The 15,822-nt window shown below is 54.0% G+C and carries 14 protein-coding genes; 9 read left to right on the top strand and 5 right to left on the bottom strand.

The window, feature by feature from the left end; genetic code table 11:
* Positions 1-26: 26 nt before the first annotated feature.
* Together nirD and nirB are read right to left on the bottom strand one after the other, a co-directional pair.
* Positions 27-377, bottom strand: a complete 351-nt coding sequence (gene nirD / locus M2403_RS20720; protein ID WP_152327505.1) for a nitrite reductase small subunit NirD — start codon at positions 375-377, stop codon at positions 27-29.
* A complete protein-coding gene (gene nirB / locus M2403_RS20715; RefSeq protein ID WP_259230771.1) occupies positions 374-2,926 on the bottom strand; it encodes a nitrite reductase large subunit NirB in 2,553 nt (850 codons plus the stop codon). Before nirB ends, nirD begins: the two co-directional genes overlap by 4 nt.
* A 222-nt stretch (positions 2,927-3,148) precedes the next feature.
* On the opposite strand from nirB, the gene M2403_RS20710 reads away from it, so the two are divergent.
* The 8 genes from M2403_RS20710 (at position 3,149) to M2403_RS20675 (ending at position 11,119) form a co-directional block, all read left to right on the top strand.
* The gene (locus M2403_RS20710; RefSeq protein WP_165061051.1) at positions 3,149-4,432 is read left to right on the top strand and encodes a cytosine deaminase; all 1,284 of its coding nucleotides are present in this window, start codon (positions 3,149-3,151) and stop codon (positions 4,430-4,432) included.
* Positions 4,433-4,577: 145 nt separating this feature from the next.
* Complete coding sequence (gene ppiA / locus M2403_RS20705; protein WP_152327502.1) at positions 4,578-5,144, top strand: peptidylprolyl isomerase A; 567 nt, start codon at positions 4,578-4,580, stop codon at positions 5,142-5,144.
* A gap of 140 nt (positions 5,145-5,284) precedes the next feature.
* Positions 5,285-6,808: a DUF853 domain-containing protein gene (locus M2403_RS20700; protein WP_259230769.1), complete on the top strand. Its 1,524-nt coding sequence runs from the start codon at positions 5,285-5,287 to the stop codon at positions 6,806-6,808.
* 241 nt (positions 6,809-7,049) lie between these two features.
* Positions 7,050-8,255, top strand: a complete 1,206-nt coding sequence (locus M2403_RS20695) for an aldose 1-epimerase family protein (RefSeq protein WP_259230758.1) — start codon at positions 7,050-7,052, stop codon at positions 8,253-8,255.
* A gap of 96 nt (positions 8,256-8,351) precedes the next feature.
* A complete protein-coding gene (locus tag M2403_RS20690; protein ID WP_152327499.1) occupies positions 8,352-8,522 on the top strand; it encodes a YhfG family protein in 171 nt (56 codons plus the stop codon).
* Positions 8,512-9,114 carry a putative adenosine monophosphate-protein transferase Fic gene (locus M2403_RS20685; RefSeq protein WP_152327498.1) on the top strand — a complete coding sequence of 201 codons (603 nt, stop codon included), beginning with the start codon at positions 8,512-8,514 and terminating at the stop codon, positions 9,112-9,114. Before M2403_RS20690 ends, M2403_RS20685 begins: the two co-directional genes overlap by 11 nt.
* A gap of 92 nt (positions 9,115-9,206) precedes the next feature.
* Complete coding sequence (locus tag M2403_RS20680) at positions 9,207-9,782, top strand: aminodeoxychorismate synthase component II (RefSeq protein WP_259230756.1); 576 nt, start codon at positions 9,207-9,209, stop codon at positions 9,780-9,782.
* A 122-nt stretch (positions 9,783-9,904) separates the two neighbouring features.
* On the top strand, positions 9,905-11,119 hold the full coding sequence (locus tag M2403_RS20675) for an aspartate aminotransferase family protein (RefSeq protein ID WP_165061078.1): 1,215 nt from the start codon (positions 9,905-9,907) through the stop codon (positions 11,117-11,119).
* A 189-nt stretch (positions 11,120-11,308) separates the two neighbouring features.
* Here the strand turns inward: M2403_RS20675 and M2403_RS20670 are convergent, their stop codons facing one another.
* Entirely contained in the window at positions 11,309-13,384 is a 2,076-nt protein-coding gene (locus tag M2403_RS20670) for a YccS/YhfK family putative transporter (RefSeq protein ID WP_259230755.1), read from the bottom strand.
* 61 nt (positions 13,385-13,445) lie between these two features.
* Positions 13,446-14,078, bottom strand: coding sequence for a cAMP-activated global transcriptional regulator CRP (crp, locus tag M2403_RS20665; RefSeq protein WP_013573634.1), 633 nt, complete (start codon positions 14,076-14,078; stop codon positions 13,446-13,448).
* 362 nt (positions 14,079-14,440) lie between these two features.
* On the opposite strand from crp, the gene M2403_RS20660 reads away from it, so the two are divergent.
* Entirely contained in the window at positions 14,441-14,848 is a 408-nt protein-coding gene (locus M2403_RS20660) for an OsmC family protein (protein ID WP_101077441.1), read from the top strand.
* Between the two features lies 1 nt (position 14,849).
* Here the strand turns inward: M2403_RS20660 and M2403_RS20655 are convergent, their stop codons facing one another.
* Positions 14,850-15,761 (bottom strand): LysR substrate-binding domain-containing protein, encoded by a 912-nt coding sequence (locus tag M2403_RS20655; protein ID WP_208950313.1) that lies wholly within the window; start codon positions 15,759-15,761, stop codon positions 14,850-14,852.
* Between the last annotated feature and the right edge of the window lie 61 nt (positions 15,762-15,822).

Below are 15,822 nucleotides of genomic sequence, written 5' to 3'. Positions count from 1 at the left end.
CGAAGGCGGCGTGAAAGGCGCGGAGTTTAGCAGGTTTCTGCGTGAAGGCTGGTGGTATTGATTTCCACGCTGCCGCCCTGAACACGAACCTCAAAGGCCGGAATCGAATGCGTATCGTCTTCCATACACAAACCATCCGTCAGGCGAAAATGCTGTTTTTTCAGCGGGCTGGCGACCCACAATTCGCCCTGATGTTCGGCAATAATCCCGCGTGACAGCACGCTTGATTTTGCGAAGGGATCGATATTCGACAGCGCGAAAATCTGCTCATCAGCGTAAGGACGGAACAGCGCAACTTGCTGATCGCCCGCCAGCGCGCAAACGCCGCAGCCCGGCAGGATTTGCTCAACAGAACAAAGCGTTAACCACTGGCTCATAATACTTCCTCCCCGTCGGCGATCATTTTCACCGGAATGCGTTCGTCCGGGCGCGCCGGACGGTGCTGTTCGCGTTCTGACACGAACTGGACGTTCGGGTCGCGCTGCGCGCTGTTGATAAAGTGCGTGAAGCGGGTCTGCGCCGCCGGGTCGTTCAGCGTTTCCTGCCATTCGCAAACCGCAGATTCGCGCAGACGTGCCAGTTCGGCTTCCAGCTGATCGTTCAGGCCGAGTTTGTTATCGATAATCACTTTGCGCAGATAGTCGATGCCGCCTTCGAGGTTGTCCATCCAGACCGAGGTGCGTTGAAGCTTATCGGCGGTGCGGATGTAGAACATCATGAAGCGGTCGAGATAGCGCAGCAGCGTTTCGTTATCCAGATCGGCGGCCAGCAGATCGCCGTGGCGCGGTTTCATACCGCCGTTGCCGCAGACATACAGGTTCCAGCCGTTTTCGGTGGCGATAATCCCGACGTCTTTGCCCTGAGCTTCCGAACATTCACGGGTACAACCGGAGACGCCGAACTTCATTTTGTGTGGTGTGCGGATGCCTTTGTAGCGGTTTTCCAGACTGATGCCGAAACCGAGACTGTCGCCAACGCCGTAGCGACACCAGGTGCTGCCGACGCAGGTTTTCGCCATGCGCAGCGCTTTCGCATACGCCTGACCGGTTTCGAAACCGGCGTTAATCAGTTTCTGCCAGATAGCCGGTAAATCGTCTTTATGCGCGCCGAACATCCCGATGCGCTGGGAGCCGGTAATTTTGGTGTAGAGGTTATATTCCGCTGCAATTTCGCCAATCGCCATCAGACCTTGTGGCGTGATTTCGCCGCCCGGTGAGCGCGGGATAACAGAATACGTGCCATCTTTTTGCATGTTGGCGAGGAAGACGTCATTGGTGTCCTGAAGCGGCGTGTGCTGTGCTTTCAGCACATAATCATTCCAGCAGGAGGCGAGCAGCGAACCGACAGTCGGTTTACACACTTCGCAGCCATAACCTTTGCCGTATTTATTGAGCAGATCGTCAAACGAACGGATGCCTTCGACGCGGATCAGGTGATACAGCTCCTGACGCGAATACGCAAAGTGCTCGCACAGGTGATGATTCACCTCGATGCCCTGTTTGCTCAGCTCAGCGTTCAGCACTTGTGTGACCAGCGGAATACAACCGCCACAGCCGGTCCCGGCTTTGGTTGCGGATTTCAGCGCCGCGACGGTGTGGCAGCCGCCCTGAACCGCTTTGATGATGTCGCCTTTGGTGACGTCAAAACAGGAGCAGATTTGCGCGCTTTCCGGCAAGGCGTCGGTGCCGATCACTGCGCCGCCGCTGCCCGCGTGGGCAGGCAGGATAAGTGCATCCGGGTTTTCCGGCAGTTCGATGCTGTTAAGCACCAGTTGCAACAGATTGCCGTAATCGCTGGTGTCGCCGACCAGAACCGCGCCGAGCAACGTTTTGTTGTCTTCGCTGACGACCAGACGTTTGTATAACGCTTTGCTTTCATCCAGATAGACGTAGCTGCGGGCGCCCGGTGTGCGTGCGTGTGCATCGCCGATACCCGCAACGTCAACGCCGAGCAGTTTTAGCTTGGCGCTCATGTCTGCGCCGGTGAAGGTATTTTCGCGGCCCAGAAGATGGTCTGCGGTGACCTGCGCCATTTTGTAGCCCGGTGCGACCAGACCGAAGGTGCGCTGATTCCACGACGCACATTCGCCGATGGCGTAAACGTCCGGATCGCTGGTCTGGCACTGGTCGTTAATGACGATGCCGCCGCGCGGTGCAATTTCGAGATCACACTGGCGCGCCAGTTTGTCCTGAGGACGGATGCCGGTAGAGAACACGATAAAATCGACTTCCAGCGCGGTGCCGTCAGCGAATTCCATGGTTTTGCGGGCTGAGCTTCCGCCCTGAACGATTTGTCTGGTGTTTTTCGCGGTGTGAACCTGCACGCCCATGCTTTCGATTTTCTGGCGCAGCTGGCTGCCGCCCATCACATCAAGCTGTTCCGCCATCAGACCGGGTGCGAATTCAACCACATGCGTTTCAACACCGAGGTTTTTCAGGGCACCCGCCGCTTCCAGCCCGAGCAAACCGCCGCCGACGACGGCACCGCGTTTGCTGCGACGGGCGCAGGATTCGATGGCGTGCAAATCTTCAATGGTGCGGTAAACGAAACAGTCCTGGCCGTCAGAACCGAGGATCGGGGGTACCCACGGGTAGGAACCGGTCGCGATAATCAGTTTGTCGTAGTACACCGTGCGGCCGCTGCTGGAGTGGATCACTTTTTCTTTGCGGTTCAGCGTGATGGCGCGTTCGCCGATCAGCACGTTGACGTTGTGCTTTTCGTAAAATCCTTCGCGAACCAGCGACAGTTCTTCGGCGGTATGGTGTGAAAAGTAAGAGGAAAGATGGACGCGGTCATAGGCCACGCGCGGCTCTTCACATAATACCGTGATATCGAACTGATCCGGCTCCGCTTTATCCAGCAAATCCTCGATAAAGCGATGGCCGACCATGCCGTTACCAATAATCGCGAGTCTGACTTTGCTCATAATTGCCTCAATTTTGATTTTATGAGGCTAAACATAACCCGCGCGTAACAGGGGGTATTGATACAAATCAAGCCGCTTCCAATATACCCCTTAGTAGGTATTTAGCTGATTTCATTGGGGTTTTGTGTAACCTTTCGATTTATAAACACTTTCAGGCTATTGTTCTTAGATTGGCCTTACAATCACTGACGACGCAGTCTTTCTAAAACGATGAGGTAACGCGTGACGAAAACTCCTTTGCGTACCATTAAAAATGTCCGTCTGCCTGATCGGGAAGGGTTGTGGCAGATAGAAATCGAAGACGGTGTGATCCGCCATATCGTTTCGCAGCTGGATAATGCCGATTACGGCGATCACATCCTGGATGCGGAAGGCGGGCTGGCGATCCCGCCTTTTATCGAACCGCATATTCACCTTGATACGACGCAAACCGCCGGTCAGCCCGCGTGGAACCAGTCCGGTACGCTGTTTGAAGGCATTGAACGCTGGGCAGAACGCAAGGCCGTGCTCACGCATGAGGATGTAAAACAGCGCGCGTGGAAGACGCTGAAATGGCAGATTGCCAACGGCATTCAGCACGTCCGTACGCACGTTGATGTCTCCGACCCGACGCTGACCGCGCTGAAAGCTATGCTGGAAGTGAAAGCCGAAGTCGCGCCGTGGGTTACGCTGCAAATCGTGGCGTTTCCGCAGGAAGGGATTATGTCGTATCCCGACGGCGAAGCCCTGCTGGAAGAGGCGCTGAAACTGGGTGCTGACGTTGTCGGCGCGATTCCGCATTTTGAATTTACCCGCGAATATGGCGTGGAGTCGCTGCACAAAACCTTTGCGCTGGCGCAGAAATACAACAGGCTCATCGACGTGCATTGCGATGAAATCGATGATGAACAATCGCGTTTTGTGGAAACCGTGGCGGCGCTGGCGCTGCGTGAAAACATGGGCCAGCGCGTCACCGCCAGCCATACCACCGCGATGCACTCATATAACGGCGCGTATACTTCGCGGCTGTTCCGTCTGCTGAAAATGTCGGGCATCAATTTTGTCGCCAATCCGCTGGTGAACATTCATCTGCAAGGGCGTTTTGATACCTATCCTAAACGTCGCGGTATTACGCGCGTGAAAGAAATGCTGGAGGCGGGGATTAACGTCTGCTTCGGTCACGATGACGTTTTTGATCCGTGGTATCCGCTGGGCACCGCCAATATGTTGCAGGTTTTGCACATGGGGCTGCATGTTTGCCAGCTGATGGGATATCAGCAAATTGACGATGGCCTGAAGCTGATTACCACGTACAGCGCGCGAACAATGAATCTGACGGATTACGCGCTGCAAGATGGCAATCCGGCGAACCTGGTGATCCTGCCTGCACAGAATGGTTTTGATGCTGTCCGCCGTCAGACGCCGGTGCGATATTCCATCCGTCAGGGACGTCTTATCGCGCAAACCGAACCGGCAAAAACGGTCATCCATCTTGATAAAGATTATCCGGTAGATTTCAACAGCTAACGCTAAGATAAATACCGTGTAATATTATGAAATATCTGAATAATTTAGTTTTAAGCGTAAATAAAGGTAAAGGTCTGGCGCTGAGCCTAAAGCCTCTTTAGAATCAGTGGGATCTGTTGTTTGTATTCTGAAGAAAGGAACCGTCATGTTTAAACGTACTTTAGTGGCCTTAACTGCGCTGCTATCCCTGACTGCAATGTCACCGGTTTTCGCCGCCGGTCAAACCCACGTAATGCTGACCACTTCAGCAGGGAATATCGAATTGGAACTCGACAGTGCGAAGGCACCGGTTTCTGTGAAGAATTTCGTCGATTACGCGCAGAGCGGCTATTACAACAACACCATTTTTCATCGCGTGATCCCGGGCTTCATGGTTCAGGGCGGTGGCTTTACGACTGACATGCAGCAGAAAGCGACCAAAGAACCGATTAAGAACGAAGCTGACAACGGCCTGCGTAACCTGCGCGGCACCGTTGCTATGGCGCGTACTGCTGATAAAGACAGCGCGACCAGCCAGTTCTTCATCAACGTGGCAGACAATGCTTTCCTGGATCACGGTCAGCGTGATTTTGGCTATGCCGTTTTCGGTAAAGTCATCAAAGGCATGGACGTGGTCGACAAAATGTCTTCCGTGAAAACCGATAACGTCGGGCCATACCAGAACGTTCCGACCACGCCGATTGTTATCCTCTCTGCGAAAGTCTTGCCATAACATTCAGCTTTCCGGTTCCTTTCTGCAAAGAATCTAAGCCTCCTTTCGGGAGGCTTTTTGTTGGGTGTTTCTTGACGCCCCTTGTCCTGACTAATAGGTTTTAAAGAGCGTTACCGCGTCCCACTTTCAAGGAAAAAGAAATGAGCGAACCCCGCCTTATTGCCAAAGCCATGAATGAAGGCCAGCCGGTTCAGGATCTGGTGGTCCTGCCTGCTCTGGCGAACCGGCATGGATTAATAACTGGCGCGACCGGCACAGGTAAAACGGTCACGCTGCAACGCATGGCTGAACAGTTTTCGCGTATCGGCATTCCTGTTTTTCTGGCCGATGTAAAAGGGGATTTATCGGGGATTGGCGCAGAAGGCGTGCCTTCGGAAAAACTCGCCGCGCGCCTGAAGAATATCGGCGTCACTGACTGGCAGCCGCAGGCGTGCAGCATTATCCCGTGGGATATTTTCGGTGAAAAAGGTCATCCGATCCGCGCCACGATTTCCGATCTCGGGCCGTTATTGCTGGCGCGGTTGCTGGATCTGAATGACGTGCAAAGCGGCGTGTTGCAGCTGGTTTTCAAGATTGCCGATGACAACGGACTTTTGCTGCTCGACATGAAAGATTTGCGCGCGATGGTGCAGTTTACCGGCGAAAACGCGAAGCAGTTCCAGACGCAGTACGGCAATATTTCCACGGCGTCTATCGGGGCGATTCAGCGCGGCCTGATGACGCTGGAAGGTCAGGGCGCGAATCAGTTCTTCGGCGAGCCGATGCTGGATATCAACGATCTGATGCGCACCGATAAAAACGGTCATGGGATCATCAATCTGCTGGCCGCAGATAAGCTGATTAATCAGCCCAAACTCTATTCTGTTTTCCTGCTCTGGCTGCTGGCGGAACTGTTCGAACATCTGCCGGAAGTGGGTGACCCGGAACAGCCGAAGTTGGTGTTTTTCTTTGATGAAGCGCATCTGTTGTTCAATGACGCGCCTGAAGCGTTGCTGACGAAAATCGAACAGGTGGTGCGCCTCATCCGTTCTAAAGGCGTCGGGATTTACTTCGTCACACAGAACCCGCTGGATATTCCTGACAGCGTGCTCGGACAGCTTGGCAACCGGGTTCAGCACGCTTTGCGCGCCTTTACGCCACGCGACCAGAAAGCGGTAAAAGCCGCGGCGCAGACCATGCGCGCCAATCCGGCGTTCGATGCGGAAGCGGTGATTAGCGAGCTGGGCGTCGGCGAAGCGCTGGTGTCTTTCCTCGACGAAAAAGGGCGGCCGGAAATTGTGCAGCGTGCCATAGTCATCGCCCCCGAATCAAAAATGGGCATGCTGGCGGAAGATGAGCGCAATAAAGCCATCAATCAGTCGCCGTTGTATGGCCGCTACGAAGACAGCGTGGATCGCGAATCCGCGTATGAAAAAATCACCGCACAGGGCTTCGGTACCGTGGCTGCCCCGCAACCGGGCGGCGCGGCTAAACCCACGGCGGAAGCCGGATCCGGCGGCGGCCTGATGGGGGGGCTCAATGAAATCCTGTTCGGCAGCACCGGCCCGCGTGGCGGCAAACGCGACGGTGTGGTGCAGGTTGCCGCCAAAAGTATGGCCCGCGATTTAGGGCGACAGATTCTGCGCGGCGTTTTGGGCTCAATTATGGGTGGCCGTAAAAAGTAATCTCTTCTGTTCAACACACGAAGCTGAAACGCGTCAGCTTTGTGTGTGTTTTCTCTGCCTGACTTCTCACTATTTCCTGTAACAAATCCCGTTTCATTCTTCTTTTGCCACCCTGAGCACGTTGTGGCGGGTGGTTTTACGGCAAAACCTATCAAGGTGAAGACTGTCACGTTTTTCATCCTGCGGGATTTGTAGGCTGAATTGCTTTTGGGCTAAATCAATTCAGCAAAAAGGAGTGGATGTGAAAAAATTACTCGTAACCGGGATCGTCATGGGGCTTTTTTCGTGGCAGGCTGCCGCACAAACTATCGTGCTGACGGATGCTGAAGCCGGTACTGAACTGGGAAACTGGAAAACTGACAGCAAAAAGCTGAATATCACCGGTGCAGATTTCAGCATCGAACAAAAAGTTTTGCACGGCGGTAAACAGGAAGGGTCGAAAGTCATTACGATCACCAGCAAAGGGCTGACCATCGCCCTGAGCCCGACGCGCGGCATGGATTTACTGCATGTCACCGGCGATAACATCCGGCTGGGCTGGGATTCGCCGGTGCAGGAAGTGGTGAATCCGGCGTACATCAATCTGGAAAGCCGCAACGGCGTAGGCTGGCTGGAAGGTTTCAACGAAATGATGGTGCGCTGCGGCTTTGAATGGACCGGCCATCCGGTGACCGCGGACGGCATGATTTATACGCTGCATGGCCGCGCAGGCAACACGCCAGCGTCGAAAGTCGTGGTGGAGATTGCAGAAAAAGCGCCGTACGAAATCACCGTGCGCGGGCTGCTCAAAGAAGATACCTTCAAGAAAGCCAGGCTGGAAACCTGGACTGAGCTGCGCTACGTGCCGGGCAGCCAGTCCTGGACCATTCACGATGAACTCACCAACTCGTCGGACTATCCGCACGACTACCAGATTATTTATCACAGCAACTTTGGTCAGCCAATCCTTGAGCAGGGCGCTCGCTTTATTGCACCACTAAAATCCATTTCTCCGTTCAACGATTACGCCAAAAAGGGCCTGACCGACTGGCAGACTTACGCAGGGCCAACCAAAGGCTTCGATGAAATGGTCTTCAACATGGTGCCGCTGGCGGATGCGCAGGGTAAAACCGTCGCGGGCGTCGTCAACAAAGCCGGTGATAAAGGCGCGTCGATCGAGTTCGATACCCATCAGCTTCCGCTGCTGACGCTGTGGAAAAACACCGACACGCTGAAACAGGGATATGTCACCGGTATTGAACCGGGCACCAACTATGCTTATCCGGTGACGATTGAGCGTAAACAAGGCCGCGTGAAACAACTGCAACCCGGCCAGAGCACCGTGTTCGAGCTGAAATACTCGCTGTTGCCAGACGCGCAGGCGGTTAAGCAGCTCGAAGACCGGGTGAAAACGTTGCAGGGTGAGCATAAAACTGACGTCATCAGCCAGCCGATCGCTGTTGAATAATCCGAGTTTGGGGCACTCAGCCGGGTGCCCTTTTTTCTCTGTCTATACTTACCTTCACAAGGTATGCGCCCGAATGGCCATATCCGGGGAGGAAATATGGCGAAAAAAATGACCCTCAGACAGCAGGAAAAACTCTTTCGCGAACGTCAGCGGGAGAACTTTCAGGCCAGCAGTCTGCTTGATGGTTTGCAGGTTGAAGCCGTCACGCTGGATAACGAACAAATTTCGCAGCGCTTGTCCGAGCTGAGGAGGCACTATGAACGATAAACTCGTGGCAGGTGCCGATCCTTACTACTATCCCGGCATCAACGTTCTGAAAAACAGCCTCGGGATCCGGGAGGAACATCGTCTGTTGCAGGCCGAACTGGCTTTCACCGCACTGCGCGCCGCCGCCATGCCGCTCGGCCCGGCCACCATGGGCTTACCGCATCTGTGCGCTATCCATCTTTCCCTGTTCCAGGATATCTATCCGTGGGCGGGCAAGTTCCGCGAAATCGATATTTATAAAGACGATACGCAGTTTTGCCATTTCGAATACATCGAAAATGAAGGCAACGCGCTGATGCAGGAACTCGAAGAAGAGGAGTTTCTGGTCGGATGGCCGCACGATAATCTGGCAGAACGGCTGGCGCACTATTACACCGGCCTGAACCTGTTGCATCCATTCCGGGAAGGTAACGGGCGCGCGCTGAGAATATTCATCGAGCAGCTGGTTATCCACGCCGGTTATGACATTGAGTGGGCCAAAGTCGGGCGTGAGCGCTGGCTGGCCGCCAACAAAACGGCGGTTTTTGGCGATGAAACAGACCTGGTGGCGATTTTTAATCAGGTGATCAGTGAAATCGATGAGGCACATTGACCGGCGCACCTTGATCGACAAAAAGGCTGAAGCCTGCGGATAAAAATGCGTAGAATTACCCGGTAAATTTTTCGACTTTACCGGGATTGACCATGCTGCTGCTGATCGACAACTACGACTCGTTTACCTACAACCTCTACCAATATTTTTGCGAGCTGGGGGCAAAAGTCAGCGTGGTGCGTAACGATCAGCTGACGATTGCGGATATCGAACAGCTTTCCCCGTCACATCTGGTGATTTCGCCCGGCCCGTGTACGCCCGATCAGGCGGGAATTTCCCTGCAAGCCATCACCCATTTTGCCGGTCAACTGCCGGTACTCGGCGTCTGCCTCGGGCATCAGGCAATGGCGCAGGCATTCGGCGCAAAGATCGTCCGCGCCCGCCAGGCCATTCATGGCAAAACTTCTCCCATCTGCCATACCGGCAACAGCGTTTTTACCGGGCTGAATAATCCGCTGACGGTGACGCGCTACCATTCCCTGGTGATTGCGCCCGAAACGCTGCCCGATTGCTTTGACGTCACCGCGTGGACTGAGCGCGAAGGCCAGCGCGACGAAATTATGGGCATCATGCACAAAACCTTACCGCTGCATGGCGTTCAGTTTCATCCGGAAAGCATTCTGAGTGAACAGGGGCATCAGCTTCTGGATAATTTCCTTAAAATCTAATCAGTTAATCTTGCTGATAAAATTACTTACCCATCAGGTGTGATTTCTGTTTGCCTGTGCGTGATTTTTTATGCATATTTTGTGATTATATTTTCATATTACTTTAGTAAGGGAAAACGGTTATGGCAGAAAAATCAGCGGTAGATCGGGGCACATTCGACAAAGTGATTTTGCCGGTTTATTCACCTGCGAAATTCATTCCGGTGAAGGGCAAAGGCAGCCGCGTGTGGGACCAGCAGGGCACCGAATACGTTGATTTCGCTGGCGGTATCGCGGTAACGGCGCTGGGACATTGTCATCCGGCACTGGTTAAAGCCTTGCATGAACAGGGTGAAACTCTGTGGCATGTCAGTAACGTATTTACCAACGAACCCGCTCTGCGACTGGCTCAGAAGTTGATCGACGCCACTTTTGCCGACCGCGTATTTTTTGCCAACTCCGGCGCTGAAGCTAATGAGGCCGCATTCAAACTTGCGCGCTATTATGCTTCCCACCGCCACAGCCCGTACAAAAGTAAGATCATCGCTTTCCATAACGCTTTCCATGGCCGCACGTTGTTTACCGTTTCAGTCGGCGGACAGCCGAAATATTCCGACGGCTTCGGCCCGAAACCTGCTGACATCGTACATGTGCCCTTCAACGATCTGGACGCGGTAAAAGCGGTGATCGACGACCATACCTGCGCAATTGTGGTCGAACCCGTTCAGGGCGAAGGCGGGGTGACACCGGCCACCAAAGAATTCCTGCAAGGGCTGCGTGAACTTTGCGACAAACATCAGGCACTGCTGGTGCTCGATGAAGTGCAAAGCGGTATGGGGCGTAGCGGTAAGTTGTTCAGCTACATGCATTACGGCGTGACGCCGGACATTCTGACCACAGCCAAAGCGCTGGGCGGCGGTTTCCCTGTCAGCGCCATGCTGGCAACGGAAGACGTTGCATCGGTGATGGAGCCGGGCAAACATGGCACCACCTACGGCGGTAACCCGCTGGCCTGTGCCGTCGCCGAAGCCGCACTGGATATTATCAATACGCCAGACGTGCTGGCCGGTATCAATGAACGCCGCGAGAAATTCATCAGCGCGCTGGATGCCATCAACCAGAAATATTCTGTCTTTAGCGAATTCCGCGGCCAGGGGTTGCTGATTGGCGCCGAGCTGTCGGATGCCTTCAAAAACCGCGCCGGAGAGTTTCATGCCGCCGCCGCTGAGTTCGGGTTGATGATGCTGGTGGCGGGCCCGAATGTGATCCGGTTTGCACCATCACTGGTTATCGACTTCGCGGATATTGAAGAAGGGATGGGGCGCTTTGAGAAAGCTGTGGCAAAAGTTACAGGCTGACTGCTCCCCCCTTGCGAAGGGGAGATCGACGTTTTACTTCTATCCTGCAATGGCTGAACGGTTTTGCTTTTGCTCCTTCCCCTTTCACGAGGGGAAGGCTGGGATGGGGTGTTGGTTTGAGGGCAACTCAGACAATTAAGCCGACCTTAATACCCCACCCCTCCCTTTCGCAGGGGAGGGAGTTATAAATTACGCCCGCCGCGTTAACCAGATCCCATGATGTGGTCTCTGCTTCCACGCCAGTGACGAAATAGTATGCATCACACTCAGATGCGATATCACCCTCCGCAGGTGGCGTTCCATTTCGGTCAGCGGCATATCCGGATGCAGCTCCGGCGCATTAAACAAGGTGTTCTCACCACCGGGCCCGTCGTAAAGCAACCGCTGCTGACAGCTTTGCAGCGCGATTTCGCAGGTCTGCAAATACTCCGTCGCCAGTTTCTCCGGCAGCATGTAGTGCTCGCGGGCGAGAATAGTCATCGCATTGATGTGCTCGACAATAAACTGACTGTGCGTCACCCACAGACGCATATCCGCCAGATAATGCGAGTTAAAGCCCGGTTCCTGCATTGCCTGATTCAGTGAGGTGAACAGTTTATTATGCGCCTGATTGACCTGCATTCGGGTGTAGGCGAGTTTCGCGGTATCCGGATTTTCCTCAAGCAGCAACCGGATTGCGTTCTGATAGGTTTCCAGCGCCTGATGCGCATTCTGGCGCAGCAAACCGCTTTGCCATTGCGGCCACAACCAGATGGTGCCGCCGAAAGCCAGCGCACAGCCGATCAGCGTATCTATCAGCCGTGGTACGAGAAAATGTACGCCATTCATCGCCAGCAGTTGCAGGGTATACACGGCTGTCACTGTCATACCTACCATTGCCAGCCCGTAGTTTTTGCGTAAAACCGTGTAGGACAACAAAGTAATCAGCAGCATGCAGAGCAACGTGGTGCTTTCGGGTAATTCCAGCTTCAGCAATCCGGATGCAATCAGTAATCCGGCCAGCGTCCCCAGCGCACGATGCTGGATACGTACGCGCGTGGCGTTATAGCCGTTCTGGCTGACCAGCATGATGGTCAGCAAAATCCAGTAGGGCTTGGGCAGATTGAAAAACAGACCAAGGCTGCTGCCAATCGCCAGGATGATGCCCAGCCGGGCAGCATTGCGCAGCGCGACCGATTTAAAGGAAAGATAACTTTTCAATGCCGGCCAGAAAGGTAAGCGGGGCTGAGTGTTCATCAGATCGCGTCGGTACAGCGGACGTTGTGTCCGCAATAAACGCGCAATGCGGCTGAAATGGTAATAGCAAAATTGACCGACCGGATTCTCCGGATTGCGCGCGGCGATTTTCTCCAGCGCGGCCAGTTCGTTGGCCATCGTAAATCGCCCGGATAAACGGTGATAAAGAATGTCATCAGCGATGACCCGCAGACGGGCGGAGATCACCTGCGCATTACGTCGTATAACCGCTTCGGCGTGGCTTTCTTCCACCAGCTTTTGCACTTCTTCCGGCTGATGCAGGCTCACCGTGATGTGTTCCTGCAAATCGAGTGCGACCTGAAAACGCTGGAACAGTCGCTTATGGTGATGATGATGTCCGTGTTGCGGCAGCATGTGCAGTTGCTGATAAAGCAGGGCAATCAGATCGATAACCTGTTGCTGACGCGCCAGCAGTGGCGGTAGCGCGGTTTCAGGATCGGTGTGTTGCGTCAGCAGGCTGTATTTCGCCTCGAAGTAATCTGCCAGTTGCAGATAGAGCTGGCTGAGGGTTTCGCGCATCGGTTGTTCTTTTGAAATACGAAACCACGCCCAGTTAAAGATACCGTACCAGGCGGTGCCTGCGGCGAACAGCGCCGGAGCTTGCCACATCGGACGCAGACCCACCATGCTCAGCGTGAAGATGGTCGCCACCAGCGCACCGGGCAACAGACGCGCATGCAGCGGGCTGATTTCACCGGTCACGCCCAGCAGTAACGCCAGCGACAGCATGATGAGCGGCAGGGGAATGTGCCAGCTTTCCAGCATCACTTGCAGCAGAATGCTGCTCAGGGCAAAAAGCGTGCCGCCGACCATCAGACGTTTGAAAAAGCGTTTGTGTGGCGTATCCAGACCCGCGACATTGCAGCAGGCGGGACACAGAGAGAACAGCAGACCCATTTGCAGATTGCCAAAAAGCCAGCAAATGCCAACAGGCAGGCACAACACCAGCGTCTGGCGCAGCGCGTAGTTAACTTCGGGATGATAGAACAGTCTTCGCCATAGCGTCATGCGTAAAGCTTAGCCCATAAAAAAGGCGCGACAGTTAGCTGTCGCGCCAATTTCTGAGGGATTAACGTGTGCCGTAAACGACAATCGTTTTACCGTGTGCGGAGATCAGGCTTTGATCTTCCAGCATTTTGAGAATACGTCCGACTGTTTCACGTGAACAACCGACGATTTGGCCGATTTCCTGACGGGTTATCTTGATTTGCATCCCGTCCGGATGGGTCATTGCATCAGGCTGTTTAGCCAGATTAAGCAAAGTTTGCGCGATACGGCCTGTTACGTCGAGGAAGGCAAGATTGCCGACTTTCTCTGACGTCACTTGCAGACGGTTTGCCATCTGCGCGGAAAGACGCATCAGAATATCCGGGTTTACCTGAATCAGCTGGCGGAATTTTTTATAAGAAATTTCAGCCACTTCGCAGGCAGTTTTAGCACGCACCCAGGCACTGCGTTCCTGCCCTTCTTCGAAGAGTCCCAGCTCGCCGATGAAGTCACCTTGGTTAAGGTATGACAGTATCATTTCTTTGCCTTCTTCATCTTTAATCAGGACGGCAACCGACCCTTTCACGATGTAGTACAGCGTTTCGGCTTTTTCACCTTGGTGAATCAGCGTACTTTTAGAAGGATACTTATGTATATGACAGTGAGACAGGAACCATTCGAGAGTCGGGTCTGTTTGTGGCTTGCCGAGAACCATTTGCTATTATCCTCTGTTGTTATCGCTGCCCAAAATCACAGGGCTCAGAGTTCCCTGTACGGCACTTACTTTAAAAAGCGCCCTTTCAGCATATAACTCCCCAGAAATGCTGCAAGCGGATGTCGGAGTGAAACAGCCTGATTATTGCTGTTAACACCGTGGGTTCTGTTCTTAAACCGCAAAAACCGTCACCGCAATTTACTGGAAAGTATGTTTCGGCTTTGTTTGTAACACAGGTTTGCAATGCTGTCTTCTGTTGTCTCGCTTCAGCATGATGGCGATCGGGTTACGTTGCCAGTTTTTGGGTGAAAGGGTAGTCTGAGGGGAAAATTTGACGAATTTATCCACCGGGAGAAGAGCACATGCACGCACGCGTAAAATGGGTAGAAGGGCTGACGTTTTTAGGTGAGTCAGCGTCGGGCCATCAGATCACAATGGATGGTAATGCGGGCGACAAAGCCCCGAGCCCGATGGAAATGTTGCTGATGTCGGCGGGCGGTTGCAGCGCGATTGATGTAGTGTCTATTTTGCAAAAAGGCCGCAACGACGTGCGTGACTGCGAAGTGAAACTGACGTCTCAGCGCCGCGAAGAAGCACCGCGTCTGTTCACGCACATCAACCTGCATTTCATCGTCACCGGCAAAGACCTGACGGATAAAATTGTGGAACGCGCAGTCAGCCTGTCTGCGGAAAAATATTGCTCCGTTTCCCTGATGCTGGGCAAAGCCGCGACAATCACCCACAGTTTTGAAGTAGTGAACGCCGAATAAGTCACGACCAGTGGTACGACTGGCACTGACTTCGCAGTAAATCCAGAAATCGCCGCGCGGCAAACGTCAGCGGCGATTTCTGCGAATAGAGCACGCAATATTCCGCTTCCGGCAGCGTATCGATATTGAGCAGGCAAAGCCTGTCCTGTAAGCCGAACGGCGCGCGCATGGCCTTCGCCACAATCGTCAGATAATCCGACTGCAACACCATATTCAGCCCGCACACTACCGAATCCGTTCTTACCGGCGTTTCCCCGGCTGGTGCGTTAAAGCCGTTCATCGAAAGCTGAATCTGCTGGTAGTAACCCATATCCGTTTCCGGCAACACCCAGCGCGCGCATTGCAATTCGTCGAGCGTGGTGGCATCTGCCAGCGGATGGCCTTGCCGCGCAATCACGCCAAAAGGGGCGCTAAACAGCGGCTCACGCACCAAATCCTCCAGCGGAAAACCCGGCCCGGCGGTCCCGACGGCAAAATCGAGTTTCCCTTCACGCAGCGCCGGTAACAGCGTCGAAAGCTGGCCTTCTTTAATCAGCAGTTTGGACTGGGGAAATTGCGTTTTGAACGCTTCACTGAGGGCCGGAAATACCGTCAGCGCCAGCAGTGATGAAAACCCGATAGCCACCGAACCCTGCGAATACTGATTAATCTGCCGGATCTCATCCGCCGCGCGTTCAAGTTCTTCGAGAATAAACTGCATGCGCTGCGCAAAGGCACGGCCGGTTTCCGTCAGCGCCATGCCCTGATTGCCGCGCACGATAAGCTGAGTTTCAAGCGTTTGTTCCAGTTCCCGCAAGGTTCTGCTGACCGCGGGCTGCGACTGATTCATCGCCCGCGCCGCGCCGCGAATACTGCCGCTGCGGATAACCTGCTGGAAAACCTTGAGTTGCTGCAATTTCGGTAAATAACGCATGTCGCCTCGCTTGAAAGCCCTATCAGTAAAAAGCATCACCCGCCCAAAAATTGCATCTTAT

The sequence above is a fragment of the Rahnella sp. BIGb0603 genome, assembly GCF_024808755.1.
Classification (GTDB): Bacteria; Pseudomonadota; Gammaproteobacteria; order Enterobacterales; family Enterobacteriaceae; genus Rahnella; species Rahnella contaminans.
Note: the sequence above shows the minus strand (reverse complement) of the source record. Positions and strands in the feature narration are given on the sequence as shown.

What these genes read in the sequence shown, in the direction of transcription:
- nirD (WP_152327505.1), bottom strand. Translation starts at nt 377, where the DNA reads ATGAGCCAGTGGTTAACGCTTTGTTCTGTTGAGCAAATCCTGCCGGGC.
- nirB (WP_259230771.1), bottom strand. Translation starts at nt 2,926, where the DNA reads ATGAGCAAAGTCAGACTCGCGATTATTGGTAACGGCATGGTCGGCCAT.
- ppiA (WP_152327502.1), top strand. Translation starts at nt 4,578, where the DNA reads ATGTTTAAACGTACTTTAGTGGCCTTAACTGCGCTGCTATCCCTGACT.
- M2403_RS20700 (WP_259230769.1), top strand. Translation starts at nt 5,285, where the DNA reads ATGAGCGAACCCCGCCTTATTGCCAAAGCCATGAATGAAGGCCAGCCG.
- M2403_RS20690 (WP_152327499.1), top strand. Translation starts at nt 8,352, where the DNA reads ATGGCGAAAAAAATGACCCTCAGACAGCAGGAAAAACTCTTTCGCGAA.
- M2403_RS20685 (WP_152327498.1), top strand. Translation starts at nt 8,512, where the DNA reads ATGAACGATAAACTCGTGGCAGGTGCCGATCCTTACTACTATCCCGGC.
- M2403_RS20680 (WP_259230756.1), top strand. Translation starts at nt 9,207, where the DNA reads ATGCTGCTGCTGATCGACAACTACGACTCGTTTACCTACAACCTCTAC.
- M2403_RS20675 (WP_165061078.1), top strand. Translation starts at nt 9,905, where the DNA reads ATGGCAGAAAAATCAGCGGTAGATCGGGGCACATTCGACAAAGTGATT.
- M2403_RS20670 (WP_259230755.1), bottom strand. Translation starts at nt 13,384, where the DNA reads ATGACGCTATGGCGAAGACTGTTCTATCATCCCGAAGTTAACTACGCG.
- crp (WP_013573634.1), bottom strand. Translation starts at nt 14,078, where the DNA reads ATGGTTCTCGGCAAGCCACAAACAGACCCGACTCTCGAATGGTTCCTG.
- M2403_RS20660 (WP_101077441.1), top strand. Translation starts at nt 14,441, where the DNA reads ATGCACGCACGCGTAAAATGGGTAGAAGGGCTGACGTTTTTAGGTGAG.
- M2403_RS20655 (WP_208950313.1), bottom strand. Translation starts at nt 15,761, where the DNA reads ATGCGTTATTTACCGAAATTGCAGCAACTCAAGGTTTTCCAGCAGGTT.